Below are 22,376 nucleotides of genomic sequence, written 5' to 3'. Positions count from 1 at the left end.
TGGGGTTAAAATGGCAAAACTGTAAAAAATCGGCTGCGTACTGGCGGGGTAAAATGGCCATATTGGCCTGAACAAAACCTGCTGCAAAGCCGGAGGTATGGCCGCTAAACGCACCAGTGCGGCATTGTTGACGTAGCTGGTGTGGGGTTAAAACTGACATTTTTATATCCTGCGAGGCTTAACATGAGAGCAGTGTACTGTAATGCAGCTTATTTCAACATGGTCATTCATCAGGTTGAATATAACGCGCCGCCTGAATTGCTTGCATATTCATTTTAGATATATGAAATCTATATTAGCTATTTATTAGTTATTTTAGTTGCGCTTATTATGACTTATTAAAATCTATTTATTGCGGCCAGAAAACCGTAACTTATTTTTCTGTAGTAAGTATCTGGTGCGCAGCAGCCGGGGCCAAAGTGATATGAGTATCAGTATTGAGCAGGTAACTAAGCGTTTCGGTGATTTTGCCGCAGTAGATAACGTTAACCTGCAGATAAAAACCGGTGAGTTAACCGCATTGCTGGGGCCGTCGGGTTCTGGCAAAACAACCTTATTACGCATTATTGCCGGATTGGAGCAGGCCGATAACGGCCGCATCTGTTTCAACGACGAAGATATTACCGGTCAGCATGTGTCTGAGCGCGGCGTTGGCTTTGTATTTCAACATTATGCACTGTTTAAGCATATGACGGTGTTTGAAAACGTTGCTTATGGTTTAACGGTAAAACCAAAAAAATTCCGACTGCGTAAGGCTGAAATCGCCAAAAAGGTGAACAACCTACTGCAACTGGTACAGCTTGATTGGACAGCAGACCGTTTTCCGGCGCAATTGTCTGGTGGCCAGCGCCAGCGTATCGCATTGGCTCGTGCTTTGGCGGTTGAGCCTAAAGTGTTGCTGTTAGACGAGCCTTTTGGCGCATTAGATGCAAAGGTGCGAGCAGAGTTGCGCCGCTGGTTGCGTCGGTTGCATGACGAAATTCATGTTACCAGTGTGTTTGTGACCCATGATCAGGAAGAAGCGCTGGAAGTAGCCGATCGTATTGTTGTTATGAACAAGGGGGCGATCGAGCAGGACGGTACACCGGAGCAGGTGTATGACAACCCGGCTAACCCTTTTGTGTATGAGTTTCTGGGTAATGTAAATTTGTTTCGTGCAAGGATAAAACAAGGCCAGGCAACGATTGGCAAGGTGCAGGTGGCCTCTCCTGAGCATACCAACGGTGAAGAGCAGGAAGGTTTTGCTTATGTAAGACCGCATGAAATTGATGTTTTTAAAGCGCCGCTGAGCGATGGCTTAAAAGTCAGGCTGGACCTAGTAACAATAGTGGGCCCGGCAGCGCGATTGGAAGTGCTTACGGTAACCGACCAGCAACTTATTCATATTGAATTGCCCAAAGAGCAGTTTAAACAATTACAGCTGGCACAGGGTGATATTGCCTGGATCCAGCCTCGTTATAGCAAAGTCTTCCTGGGAGAAGGCATTTAGTTAAAAGGAATACCTTTGATGAAAAGAGCAACCACACTGGCACTGACGCTACTGACTGCTATGCTGGCTACGCCATTGGCTGGCAAAGAGCTGTTAAACAGCAGTTATGACATTGCGCGGGAATTATTCGCTGAAATTAATCCGTTGTTTATCGAACATTATAAGCAGCAAAGTGGTGAAACGCTGAGCATTAACCAATCACACGGTGGCTCATCGCGCCAGGCACAGGCGATTATTCAAGGTTTGCGCGCCGATGTGGTGACGTTTAACCAAAGCACTGACATTGATATTTTGCATACACGCGGTAATTTACTGCCCGCTAACTGGCGCGACCGCCTGGACAATAACAGCTCGCCATACTATTCCACTATGGCGTTTTTAGTCCGCAAAGGTAACCCTAAGCAAATCAGTAGCTGGGCAGATTTAACCAAAGACGGCGTTGGCTTGGTATTCCCTAACCCAAAAACGTCCGGTAATGCCCGTTATACCTATCTGGGTGCTTATGGCGATGCGTTGGCACGCTTTGATAATAACGAGCAGAAAGCGCAGCAGTGGTTACAAACTTTTTTAAGCCGCGTAGTGGTGTTTGATACTGGCGGTCGCGGCGCGACGACGTCGTTTGTTGACCGTGAACTGGGTGATGTATTAATTACGTTTGAGTCTGAAGTTAACAATATTATGCGCCAGTATCCAGAGCAGCAATTTGAGCGTGTCGTGCCACCAACCAATGTTCTGGCAGAGTTTCCGGTAGCCTGGATCGATCGCAATGTAGCGCGTAACGGTACAGAGAAAGAGGCTAAAGCCTATTTGCAATACCTTTACAGTAAAGAAGCGCAGCAGGTGTTGGCGCGCTACTTTTACCGGGTACATAACCCGGAGGTGGTTGCAGAAACAAAAGCACAGTTTCCGGAGACAACATTATTTACCGTAGAGCAGGTTTTTGGTGACTGGGAGCAGGTACAGCAGCAACATTTTGCCAGCGGTGGCTTACTGGATAAATTACTTGCGCAAGGCAAACGTTAATCGTGACATTTTATCGCAGCAATAACAGCAAACGGGTGCTGCCGGGCTTTGGCATTAGCCTGGGAAGCAGTTTGTTTTTTATCAGTCTGGTTATCTTACTGCCTATTAGCGGTTTAGTTGTGCAAACCGCTGAATTAAGCTGGGCGCAGTACTGGACGATAATCAGCGATCCGCGAGTGGTGGCTTCTTACAAAGTCACTGCTTCTGCTGCTGCCGTAGCGAGTGTTTTCAATCTGTTTTTTGGTTTATTAATGGCGTGGATACTAACCCGCTATCGCTTTGCGGGCCGTGTGTTGCTTGACGGTTTAATGGACTTACCCTTTGCCTTGCCTACTGCTGTAGCTGGGTTAACCCTTGCTGCGGTATTTTCTACCCAGGGCTGGTTCGGTCAGTACCTGGCATTGTGGGATATTAAAGTGTCTTACACCTGGCTCGGTATTGTGCTTGCCATGACGTTTACCAGCGTGCCTTTTGTGGTGCGCACAGTGCAACCGGTATTGGAAGAGTTTGGGCCAGAGTATGAAGAAGCGTCGGCTACGTTGGGTGCCAGCCCGTTACAAACCTTTTTTAAAGTTATCTTGCCGGAAATAAAGCCGGCGCTGCTTACCGGCACCGCGTTGGCCTTTACCCGTAGCCTTGGTGAATTTGGCGCAGTTATTTTTATCGCTGGCAATTTACCGTGGCAAACCGAAGTGACCTCACTGATGATTTTTGTCCGTCTGCAGGAGTTTGACTATGCAGCCGCGGCAGCGATTGCCAGTGTGGTGTTATTGGTGTCGTTAGTATTGTTGTTTATCATTAACGGTATACAGCAACGTTATCAACACATTACCGGTGGGCCAAAATGAGCCGAACCATATTAAACAGCCACCAGCGCTGGTTGCGGCCGCTATTAATCAGTACGGGGGCGGTACTTACGCTGCTGTTGCTGGTTGTGCCACTGGTCTTTATTTTTGCGGCAGCATTTTCCGCCGGTATTGGTGGGGTCTGGCGCAACCTGGCAGAGCCTGACATGCTGCATGCGATTGGTCTAACCCTGCTGGTAGCTGGGTTAACGGTACCAATAAACCTGATATTCGGAACGCTTATTGCGTGGTGTGTTACCCGCTTTAGCTTTCCCGGCAGGCAACTGCTGTTAACCCTGATTGATATTCCGTTTGCAGTATCACCGGTGGTTGCCGGTCTACTGTATCTGTTGCTGTATGGCAGCAATGGTCCTTTTGCCAGCTTACTGGATCAACACGATGTGCAGCTGATGTTTGCCTGGCCCGGCCTGGTGATGGTCACGGTATTCGTCTCCTGCCCATTTGTAGTGCGTGAATTGGTGCCGCTAATGTCGGCGCTGGGAACCGAACAAGAAGAAGCTGCTGTGTTGTTGGGGGCTAGCGGCTGGCAGGTGTTTTGGCACATCACGTTACCGAATATTCGCTGGGCGCTGTTGTATGGCGTTATTTTAACAAATGCCCGCGCGGTAGGTGAGTTTGGTGCGGTGTCAGTGGTATCCGGTACTATTCGCGGCCAAACAAACACTTTGCCGCTACATATCGAGCTGTTGCAGCAAGATTACAATACCGCCGGTGCTTTTATCGCCGCTGCATTACTGACGTTAATAGCCATAGCTACACTTGTGCTAAAGGCGTTTTTGCAGTGGAAGCTTGCTAACCAAAAAGAGATGTAATTAAGCGAATCACCTGCTTCGGAGTTTTTTGTCAGGCATTGCCGTAAATGTCCTTGTTGGCCAGCCAGCGGCGGATAAGCTGCTGGCAGGGGGTCAGATCGTTTCGCTGCTGCCCCTGCTGCCACAGTTGTGCCGCCAATTGGCGGGCATGGGGAATAAGTTCGGCGTCGCGACTGATATCGGCAATCTTAAACTGCAGTAATCCGGTTTGACGGGTGCCGAGCAGTTCACCCGGGCCCCGTATTTCCAAATCGCGCTGGGCAATAATAAAGCCGTCATTACTGTCACGCAGCACGGCCAGGCGCGCCTGGGCCGTTTTAGACAATGGCGCATGGTACAGCAATACGCAATGTGACACCGCACTACCACGGCCAACCCGGCCCCTTAGCTGATGCAGTTGTGCCAGACCCAGCCGTTCGGGATTTTCAATAATCATTAAACTGGCATTGGGTACGTCCACCCCCACTTCTATTACCGTGGTGGCGACCAGTAAGTCAATGTCGCCACGGCTAAAGCGCGCCATAATATCTTGTTTTTCAGCGCTTTTTAAGCGGCCATGTACCAGTGCTACCGCTAGATCTGGTAACGCAGCAGTCAGGCTGGCGGCGGTATCTTCAGCGGCCTGGCATTGCAGTACCTCGGACTCCTCAATAAGGGTGCATACCCAGTACACCTGGCGTTGATCCTGCAGTACGCCATTACGGACCCGTTCGATAATCTCCTGGCGCCGGCTATCGGGAATGGCCACCGTGGTAACGGGGGTGCGTCCCGGCGGCAGCTCGTCGATAACCGAGGTATCGAGATCGGCGTAGGCGGTCATCGCCAGCGTACGGGGAATGGGAGTGGCTGTCATCACCAGCTGATGGGGAAACACGCCGGCCATACCACTTTTTTCGCGCAGGGCTAGCCGCTGGTGCACCCCGAAGCGGTGCTGCTCGTCAATAATAATCAGTGCCAGTTTACAAAATGTGACACTTTGCTGAAACAAGGCATGGGTTCCCAGCACCATCTGGGCCCTGCCATCGGCAAGTTGTGCCAGGGTATCGTCCCGGGCCTTGCCTTTGGTTTTACCGCCCAGCCAGGCGACATCAATACCCAGCGGACTAAACCAGTTTGTAAAATTGGCCGCATGCTGCTCTGCCAGTAATTCGGTTGGCGCCATTAATGCCACCTGATAGCCCTGGGCAATCGCGCTTAGCGCTGCCAGGGCGGCGACCAGGGTTTTGCCAGAGCCAACGTCGCCTTGTACCAGCCGTAGCATGGGCAATGGCCTGGCTAAATCTTGTTGTAATTCAGCCACGACCCGCTGCTGAGCGCCTGTCAGCTGAAAGGGTAAACTTGCCAAAAATTTCCGGGTTAACGCTGGCTGTTGTGTCAATGCCACCGCGTGTTGTTGCTGGCTGTGGCTGCGTAGCTGATACATGCTTAGCTGCTGAGCAACCAATTCTTCCAGAATTAACCGTTGCTGTGCCGGGTGGCGCCCCTGGTCCAGCAGGCTAAGCTCTGCATCTGGTGGCGGCCGGTGGATATAAGCCAGCGCATCGGCCAGTGACCAGGGCGAGCTGAGCAACGTTGCACTGAGGTATTCAACCGGGGCATAGCGTTGTAAATACTCCAGCGCGGTGTCGGTTAGCTTGCGCCAGCTTGCCTGTTTTATGCCTTCGGTTGTGGGATAGACCGGGGTCAGGGTTTCAGCCACCTGCACGAGGTGTTCTTCCTGCACCACCCGGTATTCCGGATGCAGCATTTCAATGCCACGCGGTCCACGTTTTACTTCACCAAACAAGCGCAGCTTCACCCCTGGGGTTACCGCATTTTTCTGGGCCGCACTAAAATGAAAAAAGCGGCAGGTTAAAAACCCGCTACCATCGGCGACTTTGACCAGCCAGCTGCGCCTTTTACCAAACTGAATATCGCTACTGATAACCTCAGCGATTACAGTGGCGTGGGTGGCGGGCATAAGATCGGCGATGGCATAAATTCGGGTACGGTCTTCGTAGCGCAGCGGCAAATGAAACAGTAAATCCTGCACGCTGGCAATACCGAGCTTTTCCAGGCGCTGCGCCACTTTAGCGCCCACGCCTTTGAGCAGGCTGATGCTGAGGCTATCCAGTCGGGTATGCGGCAAAGGGCTCTCTTAACTACAGTTGGCGGATGGTTTTAGTGTAAACCGGGAAAGGGCACAGGCAAAGCATTTGCTTAGGGCGTGTGAATATTTGGTGACTATTGCTGAAGTTTCAGCTCTTTTACGTCGGTACGGTTCTCTGGGTTTCGAATAAGTCGTGCTACTGTGCCATCATCAATCATGGCTTGCAGATGTTGCTGCAGCATGGGTATCAGCGCTTTATTCGGGCTGTTTCGGGCAATTGCCAGATGAATATTATTCGGCGTAGTGCCGCTGAAATCTAAGGGCGCAATTTTAAAACGATGCTGATAGGAACTGGCGGCGTTAATGGCCTCGGTAGTACTAATTGTTGGCGCCACCAGACCATCGATGCGGTTACGCAACAGCATTTCCAGGCCTATTTCAATACTGTCAACCTGGGCAATATGGCGTGACTCCTCAGCGATTAATACCATGGTAGCGGGGTTATACAAAAAATGACGCAAAGTTGCCAGGGTAAGACCCCGCAACTGCGCCTGGCTTTGGATCAGCCGCTCATCGTTTAGTCTTAAAAATAAACTCTCTGCAATATTATTTCTGTAAGGCAACAGCACCATATACTGATTGCGCTGCTCACTGAACTTCAGGTTGCTCATTAAATCGACTTTGCCCTGTTCCATCAATTTTAAACATCGGGCCAGGTTAGTGCGTGGCGTAAAATTAAGCTCAAAACCAACCCGTTTGGCCAGCTCCTGCATTAAGTCGACAGAAGGGCCGGTAGGGGTATCAGTGGCATCATATTCATGAAAATACGGAAAATGATCCAGGCACCAGGTCAGTTTCGGCTTGGCGGCGACCGGAAGAACAGGTGCTCTCGGTTCTGCCGTTTGCTCAGCAACCGTCTCTGGCACAGCCAAAGTAGCCTGCAGCGGTAACCACAGGCTGGCAAAAATGATGCTGAGTAAAACGGTTTTTTTATTCATTAGTGGGTAGATGGCACTTCCATTATACCGTCTATCTCAATTTGAGCGCCGCGTGGCAAGGCGCTAATCTGCACTGCTGCTCTGGCCGGATAGGGTTCGGCAAAGTATTGACTCATTACCTCGTTAACGGTGGCGAACTGGCCAAGGTCAACCAGAAAAATATTCAGTTTAGCCATGTTATTTAAGGTGCCACCGGCAGCGTCGCACACGGCTGCCAGGTTTTTAAAAACCTGATGCGTTTGTTCGGCGAAGTCTTCTGATACCATTTGCATGCTGGCAGGCACCAGCGGGATCTGGCCTGATAAATACACCGTGGTACCAATTTTTACCGCCTGGCTGTATGTGCCAATTGCAGCCGGAGCGGCTTCAGTGCGGATAATGACTTTTGACATAGAATTTATTTCCTTCTGTAAACTTTTTGAACATCAGGCAACACGCGGATTTTTCGCATAACATTGGCCAGATGCACCCTGTCCTTTACTGACAGGGTAATTTTAATTACGTATTCACCGGTGTCTCTATCGTCGGTAACCAAGTCCTGAATATTCGAGTTTTGGGTCGCGAGTAGAGTGGTTAACTTCGCCAGTACCCCCTGGCGATTGATAATAAATACCCGGATATCACATAAAAATTGTTTGTCGCTGGTATTATCCCAGCGAATGGCAAAAAATTTCGCGGGATCGCGTTCCCAGCCTTTAATATTCCGACAGTCACTGCGGTGCACATTTAAGCCTTTACCCGGCGTTGCATTTGCCACAATTTCATCCCCGGGTATCGGCCGGCAACACTTGGCAAAGGTAACCAGCATACCTTCAGAACCGACAATAAAGGCGTTGCTTTTCGGTAACGGCGAGCTGTTTTTGCCACTGGTGTCATCGGCTTCAAATTCACCCAGCAAGCGCCGGGCTATGGCTACTGGCAACTGATTGCCCAGGCCAATCTCACTACACAAGGCATCAAACGATTGCTGATGAACATTTTTAAGCACTTGCTCAATGCGATCGACGGCAATGTCTTCCAGCTTAACTTCACCCAGCGCCGAGGTGAGCAAGCGTTTGCCCAGACTGATCGCTTCGTTTTGCTGCTGGCGTTTTAAATAATTGCGAATGCCAAGTATCGCCCGGCTGGTGACAACATAGTTAAGCCAGTTGGCGTTGGGTTTGCCACCGGGACTGGTTATGATTTCGATGGTCTGACCGGTTTCCAGGGTTTTGCTGAGCGAATAAGGACGACGGTCGACTTTGGCACCGACACAGCGGTTACCGACATCGGTATGCACCGCATAGGCAAAATCTACCGCAGTAGCGCCAATGGGTAATTCAATAATTTTACCTTTGGGGGTAAAGACGTACAGCTCTTCCGGATACAATTCCGATTTCACATTCTCGACAAATTCGTAGCTGGTACCCGCACTTTGCTGTAGTTCCAGCAGGCTTTGCATCCAGCGATGGGCCCGGATTTGCGCGGTGGTATCTTTATGCTCACCGTTTGACTTGTACATCCAGTGCGCGGCAATACCTTTGTCGGCCATTTCATCCATTTCGCGGGTGCGCATCTGAATTTCGACCGGAATACCATGTGGACCGATTAACGAGGTGTGCAACGACTGATAGCCATTTTGTTTGGGGATGGCAATGTAGTCTTTAAAGCGGATCTCAATCGGCTTATACAGGTTGTGGACCAGACCCAGAATGCGATAGCAATTATCAATCGAATTCACTACCACCCGAAACGCATAGATGTCCATTACATCATTGAACATCAGCTCTTTGTTTTTCATCTTGCGGTAGATACTGTACAAATGTTTTTCCCGGCCACTGACATCGGCTTCAATATCAGCGTCGCTGATCCGGCTGCGAATTTCATTCTGTACTTTTTCCAGCAGTTCGCGCCGGTTGCCGCGGGCCAGTTTGACTGCGCTGCCCAGTGCCCGGTAGCGCATAGGGTACAAGGCCTGAAAGCCTAAGTCTTCCAGCTCGTTTTTAATGTTGTGAATACCCAGGCGGTTAGCGATAGGTGCATACAGCTCCAGGGTTTCTTTAGCGATACGTCGGCGTTTTTCAGGGCGAAGTGCACCAAGGGTGCGCATATTGTGGGTGCGGTCGGCCAGTTTTATCAAAATAACCCGGATGTCCTGGGTCATGGCCATAAACATTTTTTGCAGATTGGTAGCTTCAAACTCCTGATAATCTTTAAACTTTACTTTATCGAGCTTGCTTACCCCTTGCACCAGTTCGGCTACGGTATCGCCAAACAGCCTTGCTAAATCTTCTTTGCTATATTCGGTGTCTTCAATCACATCGTGCAGCAATGCCGCCATCAATGTTTCATGATCCATCCGCATTTCAGCCAAAATACTGGTTACTGCTACCGGGTGGGTAATGTAAGGTTCACCACTGGAACGGGTTTGCGGGGCATGCGCATCGCGCGCAACAACATAGGCCTGCTGCACCAGACTAACCTGTTCTGCAGGCAGATAGGCGGATATTTGATTTTTCAGGCCTTCAAATAAATACACAAACGCTCCCAAACTTCGTCAGCTACACTTCGTTACGCTGGTTAGTTAAGAATATACGTCTAAAACACGCAGATGCCAACGGCTAAAGCGCCGCTGGCAATGTTTGGCAGGTTTTTACTGATCAGAACCGATAATTGCAGCAACGGCGGCCATTTCAGTAGCCTCTTGCTGCATCTGGTCGCGCTTTTCCTGTTCATCAAGAATGCTGTTGGTAATAAAACCTTGTTCAATTTCGCGTAGGGCCACTACGGTAGGTTTATCGTTTTCGCGATCAACCATAGACTCTTTGCCTTCAACTGCCAGTTGGCGGGCACGACGGGCCGCAACCAGAATTAAATCGAAACGGTTACCAATTTTATCTACTGCATCTTCAACTGTTACGCGAGCCATTCGCCACTCCGGAGTGTTCAGGTATATTACAAGACCGCATAGTTTACGCTATTTTGCTGGTTTCGCCAACAGTTGTTGCATCAACGCGCGGTGTCGGCTTTGCTGCGATGATAAGCTGTTGCGCTGGCTTAAGACGATGTGATTGAGTTCCCGTAATGCCTGCTCAAAATCATCATTGATAATAAGATACTCGTACTCATCGGCGTGTTGCATTTCGCTTTGTGCCTGAGCCATTCTTTTGGCGATAACCTCATCGCTGTCTTGCCCTCGCTGCACTAAGCGTTGCTGCAGTGCGGCCATGCTGGGTGGCAAAATAAAAATGCCCAGGGTACCCGGTGCCTGCTGCCGAATTTGTCGGGCGCCCTGCCAGTCAATATCCAGAAATACATCGATACCCTGGCGTAGGTTGGCAATAATAGCGCTGCGAGAGGTACCGTAAAAATTGCCAAAAACTTCAGCCCACTCCAGAAATTCGTTGGCAGCTATCCGCTGTTTAAACTGCTCAACACTGATAAAGTGATAATGAATACCGTCTAGTTCTCCGGGCCTGGGCTGGCGGGTGGTATGCGACACGCTGACTTGCATGTCAGAGTGGTTTTTTAACAAGGCGTTGATAAGGGATGATTTACCCGCACCACTGGGGGCAGAGACAATAAACAAATTACCACTGAGTTCTTGCATTGCTACACTCGACTGCGGCCACAGGCCAGACACTTAAAGCGCAATTTTAGACTGTACACTGCCTGGGTGCAAACAATGCAGTTAACGTTTCGCTTTGGCTTTAATAGATAGCGTCAGAGTAAACGTGGCCATCGGCTCAGTACCATGCAGGCTGGGGCAGGTAACGGTCACTTTTACCGGCTTGTTTACCCGCTCGCCGCTGGCCAGAGACTCGTCCAGCATTTGGTCGATGACGCCACCATCTTCGCTGGTAAAGTGAACTTTGGCTTCCGGGCGCTTTAAGAACTGCCCTTGCACGTCTTTAAAGGCAAAATTAGCATTGATACCACGTGCTTTGGCTTTAGAAAACACCAGAAAGGCCCCGGCGAGATCGGCACCGATCGCCAGAGCGCCAAAATAAACACTGCCCAAGTGGTTTTTGGTGCGCCAACTATGGGGCATGGTCACTTCCAGCGTGCTGTCGTCCATCCGAACAATTTTAGGTGAGCAGAAGCCAATTAACGGGATATAGCGCCAGGCAAACAACCGTAAACCCAGGTTAGCTTTAAACAAAGACATGATAAGCCTTTTCAGTTTCGGATAGTTTGCCGAGCTTAGCACTGGTAAGACCAATAGTGCAACCTGACCGCTAAGAGCGAAATATCAGCCACTCGTCAGTTTTTAATCAAAATTGGCAAAGGCTTTTTAGTAAAGTAACCGCTATTGTCAAAGTGTAAACAAAGCAAGGAGCCAACAGCGTGGTCAGATATGTTGCTATGGCAATGTTGTTTTCGATGCTGTTGGCTGTCAGTGTCTGTTTGCAGGCCATGCCTGGTATGCAGGGTGATCCCTCTACCTTATATCGTGGCTGGTCAGTAGAAGCCGGGCTGCCGCAGGTGTCGGTCACCGCCATGGCGCAAGATGAGCAAGGCTATATTTGGCTGGGTACTCAGGGTGGTCTTGCCCGTTTTGATGGTCATCAGTTTACCGTTTTTAACACTGCCAACACCCCAGAAATATTATCCAATTTAGTAACCACGTTATATCTGGACAGCAATAAACGGCTGTGGATTGGCACCGTCAACGGCTTAAGTTATTTTGCTAATGGCGAGTTTACCGCTGTGGATGCCGCCTCCTTTGAAATGGGTATGATCAGCAGTTTTGCAGAACTGCCTGACGGTCGTTTTTTTATTGGCGCTGACCAGTTATATCAATGGCATAACAATCAGTTAGTTAAAGTTTCTGAGCATCAAACCGCTGTTTTTCAGTTGTATTCGCAGGACGATATTTTATGGGTAGGTGGCCAGGATGGTTTTGGCCGCTACCAGTCACAACAGTATCGCTGGTACCCGGCACCTGATGCGACTGAGGCTATTCAGGTTACGGAACTGGTGGTCAGGAACAATATGGTTTACGTCGGTACCAACAATGGCCTGTATTTATGGCAGCAAGGTCGCTGGCAGACACTGGAATTGCCAGGCTCATCGCCGGGTAGTCGTATTGAATTGTTGTATCTGGATCAACAGCGGCAGATATGGCTATCTACAGTGGAGGGTTTGTATCAGATTAAGTCTGGCCAGGTGACTCAGGTGCCGCTGCCACGCATTTCAGGCCAGCCTTTTAGCTGGGTCGAAAGCATGTTAGAGGACCAACATCAGAATATCTGGTTGGGCAGCCGTACTCATGGCGTGATGCGTTTGCGCTCAGCCCTTACCGAGCGCTACAGTACGTCTGAGGGGTTACCTGACCCTTATAGTTGGGCGGTAATGCCCTGGCAGCGCCATCTGATGGTAGGTACCAGTCAGGGTATGGCTTTATTAAAAGACGGTCAGTTTCAGCCGTTACTGGCTAATCAGCAATTACCCAGCCTCTTTGTTTACAGTATGCTGCAGCAGCAGGATAATTTGTGGGTCGGCACCCGGGCCGGCTTAAGCTTACTGGATAATAATACGCTGGCCTGGCAGAAAAATTTTCCACAAACCGCCCATTTATTGATCACCACCCTTGCGACAGAGCAGCAGCGTATTTGGGTGGGGAGCAATGGTGGCTTGTATAAAGTAGAGCGGGGCAAACTGAACCAGCAGGGGCTATCGGCGCCAATAACAGAATTGAGTATCAGAGCAATATTACCTGACAGTGCAGGGCGGCTGTGGGTTGGTACCGAGTCTGGTTTATATCTGCGAAGCAGCGAGGGAGTGTTTAGCCCCGTGCTTGATATACCTCTGGCGGGCAAGTTTATCTCGGTGCTGGAGGAGTTTGCTGATGGTAATATGCTGGTAGGCAGTTTTGATCAGGGGTTTTTACTGGGAAAACCGGGTAACTGGCAACATTTTAACCAGCAAAGTGGTTTGCCGGGCAATGGCGTTATGCATGCATCCCTGGTCAACGACAAGCTGGTGATTAGCAATTTTGAAGGGTTTTACCGTCTGGATTATCCGGCGCTGCTGCAGGGAAAAGTAAATAAGTTGTATATGCTGGTTGACGATCGTCAACCCGAGGCCGTGACAGATTCACACCGCTGTTGCAATGGCGCTGGCAGTAATAAAGGTCTGGTGCACCAGGGCCGGATATGGTTCCCGACCCTCGACGGCATTATTGCCCTGCGCTTAGACAGGCTTAATAGTTATGCTGCAGTACCTATACCAGTAATAGAAAGTTTGACTGCGCTCAATCAGCAGTTTGATGGCGATTCTGCCACGCTCTCGCCACAGCAACGTGACTGGCACTTTCGTTTTAGTGCGCCCTACTATTATCAGGCCTCTTCTATCGATACCCGCTACAAGCTTGAAGGTTATGAGCAAGACTGGATTGACGCCGGTAGCCGGCGAGAGGCGTTTTACACCAATTTGCCGCCGGGAGACTATCGGTTTCAGGTGCAGGTAAAAATTGCCGGTGATTACCGCTGGAGTGATGCCGCCGCTATGGATATTGTGCTGAAACCTCATTGGTATGAAACCATAACGGCGCGCTTACTGTTACTGACACTGTTTATCATGTTGATCTGGCTGGTGTATCGTTTACGGTTGGCGTCGCTGGCGAACGCCCGTGAAGAGTTAAGCCGACAGGTTACACAGCGCACGCAGCAATTGTATCTGGCAAATCAAAAGCTGCAGGAAATGAGTATGCAAGATGCGTTAACTGAATTGCATAACCGCCATTATCTGGATGTAAATATTGATGCAATGCTGGCCCGTGCTCAGCGTAATCAACAGCCACTGACCTGGATTTTATTGGATTTAGATCACTTTAAACGAATTAACGATCAATACGGGCATCAACTGGGTGACAGTGTTTTAAAGCATTTTGCCACTATTTTGCAGCAGCACAGCCGTAGTAATGATCATTTAATCCGTTGGGGTGGCGAAGAGTTTTTGCTGGTGCTGGAACAAAGCTGCGAGGTACATCATTATATCGAGCGTCTGCAACAGTTGGTGCATAACTATCCCTGGCAGCAACAATTAGGTGCTCCTGTGACGATTACCTGCTCAATTGGCGCCATCATTCAGCCAACAGACTGGGATTGGCAATACAGTTTGTATTTAGCAGATGCTGCCCTGTATAAAATTAAAAATACTGGCCGGGCAGGGCATATGCTGCTGCAAGCTGGCCCAAAGGCACCTGCCAGCTTAAGCAGCGTCGATGTAAAAGCTGACCTTGAAGAGTTGCTGGAAAGGAAATGGCTGTTAGCCAATCGGGGTAAACAACTTACTGAAGCCTAGTATGCGAGTAATAGCCAGTTATAGCATTGCTTCGCAGCAGGACTGGCGTTATAACAGAGTCAGTAAAGTTTGAGGACACGCGCCATGACGACGAGTGTGTTACCTAAAGATGAAATTCAGCTGGTGTATATCAGCGAGCGTTGCGCCGATACAGATGACAACGCGATAGCTAAAATAAAGTGTCGTGCCGAGCCCAATAATAACCGGCGTAATATTACCGGCGCTTTGTTATATACAGAACATTATTTTCTACAGTATCTGGAGGGTGAGGCAACCGTGGTTGATGCGCTGTACGACAGTATCTGCCTTGATCCACGCCACACGAATGCCAGGGTGTTACTCAGGACGCCGATTAAACAACGCGATTTCTCCCATTGGAGCCTTGGAGTAAAAAAGCTGTTAGATAGCCAAGAAAATCAGGACCTGATAGCAGTGCTAAATATGATAGGCCGTGCCAGTACAGTTTCAAAAAGCCAACTGGACTGGTTTAAACTGGCATTGAAGTAGCGGCCTGAACTTGCTGGTCTGTCAGAGAAGCGCTTATTCGACGTTTGGAATTTGTTAATTGATTGCTTTTTACATGATCATATTAATCAGTTATTTAGTTGGTTTAGTGGCTGTATTTTTTTGTTCTTACTCACCATTTTACCCACCACTTTTTGTTCGCTTTAAATACTCATTAACTGCTTACATTCGAAAGCGGGTCATCAAATTGTTGCTCAACATAATCCAATACGTCATTAGCCAACTTCACAAAAACCGCCAATGCGTCTTGCCACTGAACAGGGTTGTCGGCATACACCATGGGGCTAACATAACTGTTATATCGCTGAACGAACTTTGGGTCATCTATTAAGAGTTGCAATCCAAAGCGCAATTCGTCTATGGGGGAGTCAACCATCTGTGAATGTTGATTGCCATATCGCTCAACATCGATTTTTATGGCCTTTGCTACCAGTGAGCCCAGTTGATTGATATCTGAAGGTTGGGCAAGCTGCATATGGTAAGTATCGTAGATATGCCTGACTAAAGTTTCATCATCATCACGTGCGATATTTCGAGCAACACTGGCCGTCCTTCGCATCATTGAAAGTAACTTTTCTGCTTGCGTCTCAAGAATAACAGCACAAGATAATTGCTTAATCTCTACATCAGAGTTCAACATTTTCGCGTAAATAGACTGGATACTCCGGCTCTCAGCCACGCTAAGCAATTCAGATTCGATAAATTCTAACTTGATAAATGGGCGAAGGCAGGGGGCTTGCTGGTATTCCTGTGGGTAACGGATATCGAAGCTAAAGTATCTGTATTCATCTAACACTGTAGGTGCTGCCTCAATAGAGAATATTTTACTTTGCCCCAGTGCTGCCTCAACCAGCTGTTTAGCAACCTTGCGTGCATTTCTCTTCGCGTTTTTAGAGGCAAGTTCAGAAAAGGCTGGCTTGGGGACGAGCTTCAGATCAATATCTTCAGACATGCGATACGTTTTGATAGCTGACTTTGCGAGTGCTGTTCCGCCAGAGAACACGATTTGGTGATACTCAAATTCAAGCGTGGATATGTGCTGAAGCAGTTGCACGACATAATAGTCTTTTTCAACAATAGCAGGGTTGCCAAGTCCTAAGGCATTGGCAACATCTACAGAAAGTGAGCTATCGAATTTCGTTGACACGCTGTTTCCCTACCGCAATCTTGCGGGTAAAGCGCGAACTCTTTGAAATAATTTTGACACTTGCCGGAATTTGGGTGCTTTCGCCCGACAAACTTTTAAGAGACAAGCTATCTAGCTGATAGTCAACACCTAACCTTTCCATCGCCTCAATCAGCACCCCATCGTTACCCGCAGGATTGTCAGGCATTAACTGACCAGTTATGCGGTTGACCCTGGCACGCACATAGAGGCCATAGCCAATTTTCAGCAGCAAGCCCTCTTGCACCAAGCTTCTGAGACCACGGCCAACTTGATCATAATCAGCGATATCAGCAAAATCAGAACGCAGGAAAACAGAACGCTTAGAGCGCTTCACTCTGGTTAGTAGTCTGTCTTGTATCGTCATCTGATACCTCCTGCAAAGAATGGTCATAGCATATGCAAAAATACGACATTTATCAAATGCAAAAATACGACATTTAAATGTCAATTTTCCAACTATCAATAATACTTTGGCGAAGAATCAAATTCAGTTGAATTTGCCTGATTAGTGTTAGTTAACAACCCAACCCTAATTGCGTTTACTGAGGTTATTAGCCTTGCTATTCACCTCACTGAATGAGTGGATTAGCTAATGTATTCACCTCAACAAGGTAAGCTAGGCGACGGCCAACCAGCATTTGGTCCAGTTGGTTGAGATAGGGTGCCTGCTGAAAACCGCTGCTGGGGCAGAAGTACCAGGTATGTGATCTTGCAATAGCAGGTTCGTGGTTGAACCTGCTATTTTATTTAAGTGGCTGTGCAACGTTATTCTACGTTTTGGATCTGCTCGCGCATCTGCTCAATTAACACCTTAAGCTCTACTGCAGCGTTGGTAATGTCGGTGCTGATAGCTTTAGACGACAAGGTATTCGCTTCGCGGTTAAACTCCTGCATCATAAAATCCAGCCGCCTGCCGCAAGCTCCACCTTTTTTCAGGGTGTGGCGGGTTTCTTTAATGTGCGCATCTAAGCGGTCGAGCTCTTCGGCGACGTCAGATTTTGAGGCTAAAAACGCCATTTCCTGCTCTAAGCGGCCTTGTTCAATATCCGCTTTAATGTCATTTAAGCGGTTTAAAATACGGTCGCGTTGCCATTGCATAGCTTGTGGTAAATGGCCGCGGACAAAGGCCACTTGCTCGCCAATGGCGCTTAAACGTTGCTGGATCATGCCTTCAATGGCATCCCCCTCGCGGCCACGGCCAGCTAAGAAGTCTTGTAAGGCAGCGTCGAAACCTGCCAATAGTTCGCCTTGCAGGGCGTCTAAGTCTTCGGTTGGGGTTTCCATTACACCCGGCCAGCGCAGTATGTCAGCAATATTCAGTTGCGCATTCGGTGCTTTTTGCAGCAATTTCTCTGCTTTTTGTAGCAATTGGCTGGCAAACTCTTCGTTCAAAGCCAGTTCGCCGGCGGCCTGATTAGCGATATAACGCAGGTTAACTTCAATTTTGCCGCGTTGCAGGGCGTTACGGAGTTTGTCGCGCAGCAGGCTTTCTAAACCACGAAATTGCTCTGGCAACCGGAAATAGCTTTCCAGGTAGCGCTGGTTTACTGAGCGGATTTCCCACTGGGCAGTACCCCAGCTGGCTTTGATTTCGTGGCGGGCGAAGGCGGTCATGCTGTGGATCATAAATGGCTCTCTGGCGACAAATAAAACCAGAGTATACCGCAGGATAAGCGATTTTGGCGAATTGATGGCTCTGAGTAGCGTTAGCCTCTATAATATCTGCCATCGTTAATTTCAGGAGTGCAGCTATGCGTCCAAGTGGCAGAACCGCCAGTCAGATCCGTCCCCTTACTTTTACCCGTCAGTTTACCGCTCATGCTGAAGGCTCAGTGCTGGTAGAGTTTGGTAATACCAAGGTAATTTGTACCGCCAGTGTGGTAGAAGGCGTGCCGCGCTTTATGAAAGGTCAGGGTAAAGGATGGGTCACGGCCGAGTACGGTATGTTGCCACGGGCGACGCATACCCGTAATGACCGCGAAGCGGCGCGTGGTAAACAAGGTGGCCGTACCATGGAAATTCAGCGCCTTATTGGCCGGGCTTTGCGCACTGCCGTTGATTTAAAACTGCTGGGTGAAAACACCATTACTATTGATTGTGATGTAATTCAAGCCGATGGCGGCACCCGCACTGCCTCTATTACCGGGGCCTGCGTGGCGCTGGTCGATGCCCTGAATTTTATGCGCGCTAAAGGCACTATTAAAACCAACCCGTTAAAATATATGGTGGCGGCGGTTTCAGTAGGGGTTTACAAAGGTACGCCGGTAGCCGATTTAGATTACGCTGAAGACTCAAACGCTGAAACCGATATGAATATTGTAATGACTGAAACCGGCAAAATTATTGAAGTGCAGGGCACGGCAGAAACCGAGCCTTTCAGCTTTGATGAAATGCAGCAGATGATGGATTTGGGTCGGCACGCGATCCGGGAAATTATTGAAGAGCAAAAGCGGGTATTGGCATAAGCAGAGGGCAGTAAACCATGAAGCAGTTTCAACGTGATTTTATTGAATTTGCCCTGGCGCGTCAGGTACTGAAGTTTGGCCAGTTTACGCTGAAATCGGGCCGTACCAGCCCGTACTTTTTTAATGCCGGATTGTTTAATACCGGTAGCGACCTGGCAAAACTGGGCCGGTTTTATGCCGCAGCGCTGCAGGATGCGGCGATAGAATTCGACGTGCTGTTTGGCCCGGCTTATAAAGGTATACCTATTGCGACGACTACAGCAGTGGCGTTAGCAGATCACCATAACCGTGATGTTCCTTACTGCTTTAACCGCAAAGAGGCCAAAGCCCATGGCGAGGGCGGCAATTTAGTTGGCTCGCCGTTAAAGGGCCGGATTATGCTGGTAGATGATGTGATTACTGCTGGTACCGCTATTCGCGAGTCGATGCAGCTGATTCAGGCGCAGGGAGCACAGCTTAGCGGTGTGCTGGTTGCGCTGGACCGACAGGAACGTGGTCAGGGTGAGTTATCGGCTATTCAGGAAGTGGAGCGCGATTTTGCTACTAAGGTTGTCGCTATTGTCAGCCTGCCGGATCTTATCAGCTATTTAGCTGACAAGCCGCAGATGGCCGAGCATCTGCAAGCGGTTAAGGCTTATCGGGCACAATATGGTGTGAAGATAAGTTAGATAGTTACAGACCGAAGGGCCGGCAGTAGATCGCTGATTACAGAGTGCCGGGTCAGGAAATGCTTTCGATGACTCACCGTATTGCAAGGTATCAGGTAATGCTTACGGAACAGCGGCATGGATGCCGCGCAGGCTGAAGGGGCACAGGGATGTGATCCTTGAAGCCGGAGGAGTAAGCGTTACCTGATGCCTTGCGTTGTTTAACACTATTCCAAAAAACCTGCCCCGCGTTTTTTTTAGTTAAATAACGCCTGCTGCAATAGCGCCCACTGGTTTTGCCAGGCGTTGGTTGGCAGGCGTTTAAAGCCCGAACGAACAAATTGGCTTATTTTACCCTCTACCAAGGCCAGTAGTAAGTTTGCCAGCTCGCCTTCGTCAATACTGAAGCCTTTACCTTCACGCAGCTTGCGCTCACGCAAGGTTTGTTTAAATTGGGTTTCCAGTTTTTCAAACAATGCGGCTACCCGCTCCAGCAAGCGCTCCTGCTCACCCTGCAGCGCATCACCGGTAAGAATGCGGCAAAAGCCCGGGTTACGTTCGGCGAATACCAGAATAAGCTGCAGCATCAGATCGATGCGGCTCTGGGTATCTTTATGTTCATCTGAAATGCTATTGATTCTGGAGAGCAGGGTGTCTTCAATAAATTCAATTAAACCCTCAAACATCCGGGCTTTGCTGGGAAAATGCCGATACAGTGCAGCTTCGGATACGCCTACCTTTTCTGCTAAAGCAGCCGTAGTAATGCGCTGACCGTTATTGCTTTGCAACATGGCGGCTAACGCCTGCAAAATATCTTCTTTTCTGTTGCCGCGACGCGGTGTTGACATAGCTGTTCCTGAAAATAACTAATAAAGTATTTGCTGCTAATAGAGCTGGTTGCACTCTGTTCGGTGGCAGGCTCGTCCAGCTTGCATGCATCTTTCACCGCTTTTAAAGACGGCTAACCCTAACTCGAAGAAACCACAAGGCAACATACTTGTGAAGCAGCGGCATGGATGCCGTTGCGTTGACCAGCTGCGGTGTAAGGCTCGTCCAGCCAGTATGCGTCTTTCGCCGCCTTCAAGGATCACATCCCTGTGCCCTTTCAGGCTGTGCGGCATCCATGCCGCTGCTCAAAACGCACACTGGCCTCCCGAGCTGTCCGGATATTTCTAATTAACTCTTACCTGAATGACCAAAGCCACCTTCACCGCGCTCAGACGCATCAAAGCTATCAACGAGCTTAAATTCAGCCTGTACTACCGGCATAAAGACTAACTGGGCAATTCTATCGCCCGGTTCAATGCTGAACGTTTGCGCTCCGCGGTTCCACATCGACACCATTAACGGTCCCTGATAATCAGAATCAATTAACCCCACCAGATTACCGAGCACAATACCGTGTTTATGACCAAGGCCAGAGCGCGGTAAAATGGTGGCGCATAAGTTCGCATCACCAATAAAAATCGAGATACCGGTTGGAATTAATACCGTCTGGCCTGGCTCCAGCGTTAAGGTCTGGTCCAGACAGGCCCGTAAATCAAGGCCGGCGGAACCCGGTGTGGCATAGGCCGGCAGCGGGAATTCGTTACCAATACGGGGGTCAAGGATCTTCAGCTCAATTGCTTTATTCATTTGTTGGCTTCGCTCGTTGTGCTTTTATTAGAAAATTGTTTAAAAATCAGTTTGATAAGGCTGGAAGCCAGTGCCGCTTTACTCTGTAACTCAAGCATCTGCTCGCCACCTTGCCAGAGCAGTGTTACCGCATTGCGGTCACTGTTAAAGCCAGCATCAGGTTGTGATACATCGTTGGCACAAATCATATCCAGTTTTTTGCTGGTCAGCTTTTTCCGGGCATAGCCAAGAACGTCATCCGTTTCTGCAGCAAAACCCACGGTAAAAGGGCGTTGTTTTGTCAGGCCGGCAACAGCGGCGATAATATCGGGGTTTTTAATTAAGGTCAGTTGCAGCTGCTCACTACTGCCCTTTTTCAGCTTACTGGTAGCCACTTCGGCGGCGCGATAGTCTGCAACGGCAGCACAGCCAATAAAAATATCGCTTTGCACTGCCGCTTTTAATGCAGCCTCATGCATCTGCTCTGCGCTGATAACATCTATCCGCTTAACCCCTACTGGGGCAGTCAGTTGCACCGGGCCACTGATTAGCGTGACATCAGCGCCCATGGCAGCGGCAGCGGCGGCTAAGGCAAAGCCCATTTTGCCAGAGCTATGGTTAGACAAGTAACGCACCGGATCTAATGCCTCGCGGGTAGGACCGGCGGTAATGGTTACCTTAACTCCCGTAAGCGGGGTAGCTGGTGTCAGGGGTTGCTCAATACTTTGCTCAATTAGCGCAACCAGCTCCAGCGGTTCCAACATGCGGCCGTAACCGACGTCACCACAGGCTTGCTCACCGGCACCCGGGCCATAAATGTGAAATTTATGTTTTTTTAATGTTGCTAAGTTTTGCTGAGTAGCTATATTGTTATACATCTGCTGGTTCATGGCAGGCGCTACCGCCACCGGTGCTGCCGTTGCCAGTACACAGGTGGTGAGTAAGTCGTTGGCCATACCGTGGGCCAGTCTGGCGATAACATCGGCCGAGGCAGGTGCTACCACAATAAGGTTAGCCCATTTTGCCAGTTCAATATGCCCCATAGCGGCTTCTGCTGCCGGGTCGAGCATACTGGTGCTAACCGCGTTACCCGATACGGCCTGCAAAGTGAGCGGGGTAATAAATTGCTGGGCAGCATCGGTTAGGATCACTCTGACCTCGGCGCCCCGCTCTTTTAAGCGGCGGACTAAGTCGGCACTTTTGTAGGCGGCAATGCCGCCACTAATGCCTAGTAAAATACGTTTTGCTGCCAGTGTCTGCTGCATAAATACCTAAAGCTGGTCCTGAAATTATCGGCATAAGATAACACGGAACGTAAAAATCGGCATCAATTCAGGGGGGATTCAGATGGCAATTTCTGACTGGCCATTAACCGAACGACCGCGCGAAAAAC

Annotated in this window: 21 protein-coding genes; 8 read left to right on the top strand and 13 right to left on the bottom strand. The window is 49.3% G+C overall.

Annotation, left to right across the window (positions count from 1 at the left end):
• The first annotated feature begins 424 nt into the window (after positions 1–424).
• From ABY802_RS10890 to cysW, 4 genes are read left to right on the top strand one after another with little or no spacing between them, the layout of a single operon-like run.
• Positions 425–1,489: a sulfate/molybdate ABC transporter ATP-binding protein gene (locus ABY802_RS10890; protein ID WP_372627058.1), complete on the top strand. Its 1,065-nt coding sequence runs from the start codon at positions 425–427 to the stop codon at positions 1,487–1,489.
• Between the two features lie 18 nt (positions 1,490–1,507).
• The gene (cysP, locus tag ABY802_RS10885) at positions 1,508–2,512 is read left to right on the top strand and encodes a thiosulfate ABC transporter substrate-binding protein CysP (RefSeq protein WP_372627057.1); all 1,005 of its coding nucleotides are present in this window, start codon (positions 1,508–1,510) and stop codon (positions 2,510–2,512) included.
• Positions 2,513–2,514: 2 nt separating this feature from the next.
• Complete coding sequence (gene cysT / locus ABY802_RS10880) at positions 2,515–3,360, top strand: sulfate/thiosulfate ABC transporter permease CysT (RefSeq protein WP_372627056.1); 846 nt, start codon at positions 2,515–2,517, stop codon at positions 3,358–3,360.
• Complete coding sequence (cysW, locus tag ABY802_RS10875) at positions 3,357–4,190, top strand: sulfate/thiosulfate ABC transporter permease CysW (RefSeq protein WP_372627055.1); 834 nt, start codon at positions 3,357–3,359, stop codon at positions 4,188–4,190. The genes cysT and cysW overlap by 4 nt, the downstream gene beginning before the upstream one ends.
• 31 nt (positions 4,191–4,221) lie before the next feature.
• Here the strand turns inward: cysW and recG are convergent, their stop codons facing one another.
• From recG to ABY802_RS10840, 7 genes are all read right to left on the bottom strand, one after another.
• Complete coding sequence (gene recG, locus ABY802_RS10870; protein WP_372627054.1) at positions 4,222–6,318, bottom strand: ATP-dependent DNA helicase RecG; 2,097 nt, start codon at positions 6,316–6,318, stop codon at positions 4,222–4,224.
• A gap of 95 nt (positions 6,319–6,413) precedes the next feature.
• A complete protein-coding gene (locus tag ABY802_RS10865; RefSeq protein WP_372627053.1) occupies positions 6,414–7,277 on the bottom strand; it encodes a substrate-binding periplasmic protein in 864 nt (287 codons plus the stop codon).
• Complete coding sequence (locus ABY802_RS10860; RefSeq protein WP_372627052.1) at positions 7,277–7,669, bottom strand: RidA family protein; 393 nt, start codon at positions 7,667–7,669, stop codon at positions 7,277–7,279. Before ABY802_RS10860 ends, ABY802_RS10865 begins: the two co-directional genes overlap by 1 nt.
• 5 nt (positions 7,670–7,674) lie before the next feature.
• A complete protein-coding gene (spoT, locus tag ABY802_RS10855; RefSeq protein ID WP_372627051.1) occupies positions 7,675–9,795 on the bottom strand; it encodes a bifunctional GTP diphosphokinase/guanosine-3',5'-bis pyrophosphate 3'-pyrophosphohydrolase in 2,121 nt (706 codons plus the stop codon).
• Between the two features lie 114 nt (positions 9,796–9,909).
• Entirely contained in the window at positions 9,910–10,185 is a 276-nt protein-coding gene (gene rpoZ / locus ABY802_RS10850; protein WP_290610230.1) for a DNA-directed RNA polymerase subunit omega, read from the bottom strand.
• 48 nt (positions 10,186–10,233) lie between these two features.
• Complete coding sequence (gene gmk / locus ABY802_RS10845; RefSeq protein WP_372627050.1) at positions 10,234–10,866, bottom strand: guanylate kinase; 633 nt, start codon at positions 10,864–10,866, stop codon at positions 10,234–10,236.
• Between the two features lie 81 nt (positions 10,867–10,947).
• Positions 10,948–11,424 (bottom strand): DUF4442 domain-containing protein, encoded by a 477-nt coding sequence (locus tag ABY802_RS10840; RefSeq protein ID WP_372627049.1) that lies wholly within the window; start codon positions 11,422–11,424, stop codon positions 10,948–10,950.
• Between the two features lie 179 nt (positions 11,425–11,603).
• On the opposite strand from ABY802_RS10840, the gene ABY802_RS10835 reads away from it, so the two are divergent.
• Both ABY802_RS10835 and ABY802_RS10830 read left to right on the top strand, forming a co-directional pair.
• Positions 11,604–14,564 carry a diguanylate cyclase gene (locus ABY802_RS10835; protein WP_372627048.1) on the top strand — a complete coding sequence of 987 codons (2,961 nt, stop codon included), beginning with the start codon at positions 11,604–11,606 and terminating at the stop codon, positions 14,562–14,564.
• Positions 14,565–14,648: 84 nt separating this feature from the next.
• Complete coding sequence (locus ABY802_RS10830; protein WP_372627047.1) at positions 14,649–15,071, top strand: BLUF domain-containing protein; 423 nt, start codon at positions 14,649–14,651, stop codon at positions 15,069–15,071.
• A 172-nt stretch (positions 15,072–15,243) separates the two neighbouring features.
• Here the strand turns inward: ABY802_RS10830 and ABY802_RS10825 are convergent, their stop codons facing one another.
• From ABY802_RS10825 to ABY802_RS10815, 3 genes are all read right to left on the bottom strand, one after another.
• Positions 15,244–16,236 carry a nucleotidyl transferase AbiEii/AbiGii toxin family protein gene (locus tag ABY802_RS10825; RefSeq protein WP_372627046.1) on the bottom strand — a complete coding sequence of 331 codons (993 nt, stop codon included), beginning with the start codon at positions 16,234–16,236 and terminating at the stop codon, positions 15,244–15,246.
• Positions 16,217–16,621, bottom strand: a complete 405-nt coding sequence (locus ABY802_RS10820; protein ID WP_372627045.1) for a DUF6088 family protein — start codon at positions 16,619–16,621, stop codon at positions 16,217–16,219. The genes ABY802_RS10825 and ABY802_RS10820 overlap by 20 nt, the downstream gene beginning before the upstream one ends.
• 401 nt (positions 16,622–17,022) lie before the next feature.
• Positions 17,023–17,883, bottom strand: a complete 861-nt coding sequence (locus ABY802_RS10815) for a YicC/YloC family endoribonuclease (RefSeq protein ID WP_372627044.1) — start codon at positions 17,881–17,883, stop codon at positions 17,023–17,025.
• A 125-nt stretch (positions 17,884–18,008) separates the two neighbouring features.
• On the opposite strand from ABY802_RS10815, the gene rph reads away from it, so the two are divergent.
• Both rph and pyrE read left to right on the top strand, forming a co-directional pair.
• Positions 18,009–18,722, top strand: a complete 714-nt coding sequence (gene rph, locus ABY802_RS10810; protein WP_097112337.1) for a ribonuclease PH — start codon at positions 18,009–18,011, stop codon at positions 18,720–18,722.
• Between the two features lie 17 nt (positions 18,723–18,739).
• The gene (gene pyrE, locus ABY802_RS10805; protein WP_372627043.1) at positions 18,740–19,390 is read left to right on the top strand and encodes an orotate phosphoribosyltransferase; all 651 of its coding nucleotides are present in this window, start codon (positions 18,740–18,742) and stop codon (positions 19,388–19,390) included.
• A gap of 236 nt (positions 19,391–19,626) precedes the next feature.
• On the opposite strand, the gene slmA is transcribed toward pyrE, so the two are convergent.
• From slmA to coaBC, 3 genes are all read right to left on the bottom strand, one after another.
• Positions 19,627–20,217: a nucleoid occlusion factor SlmA gene (gene slmA, locus ABY802_RS10800; RefSeq protein ID WP_372627042.1), complete on the bottom strand. Its 591-nt coding sequence runs from the start codon at positions 20,215–20,217 to the stop codon at positions 19,627–19,629.
• 328 nt (positions 20,218–20,545) lie between these two features.
• Positions 20,546–21,004, bottom strand: a complete 459-nt coding sequence (gene dut, locus ABY802_RS10795; RefSeq protein ID WP_290619474.1) for a dUTP diphosphatase — start codon at positions 21,002–21,004, stop codon at positions 20,546–20,548.
• Positions 21,001–22,248, bottom strand: a complete 1,248-nt coding sequence (gene coaBC, locus ABY802_RS10790) for a bifunctional phosphopantothenoylcysteine decarboxylase/phosphopantothenate--cysteine ligase CoaBC (protein ID WP_372627041.1) — start codon at positions 22,246–22,248, stop codon at positions 21,001–21,003. Before coaBC ends, dut begins: the two co-directional genes overlap by 4 nt.
• Between the last annotated feature and the right edge of the window lie 128 nt (positions 22,249–22,376).

The organism is Arsukibacterium sp. (assembly GCF_041616895.1).
Classification (GTDB): Bacteria; Pseudomonadota; Gammaproteobacteria; order Enterobacterales; family Alteromonadaceae; genus Alishewanella.
The sequence above is the reverse complement of the archived record's forward strand: the minus strand, read 5'-3'. Positions and strand labels throughout refer to the sequence as shown.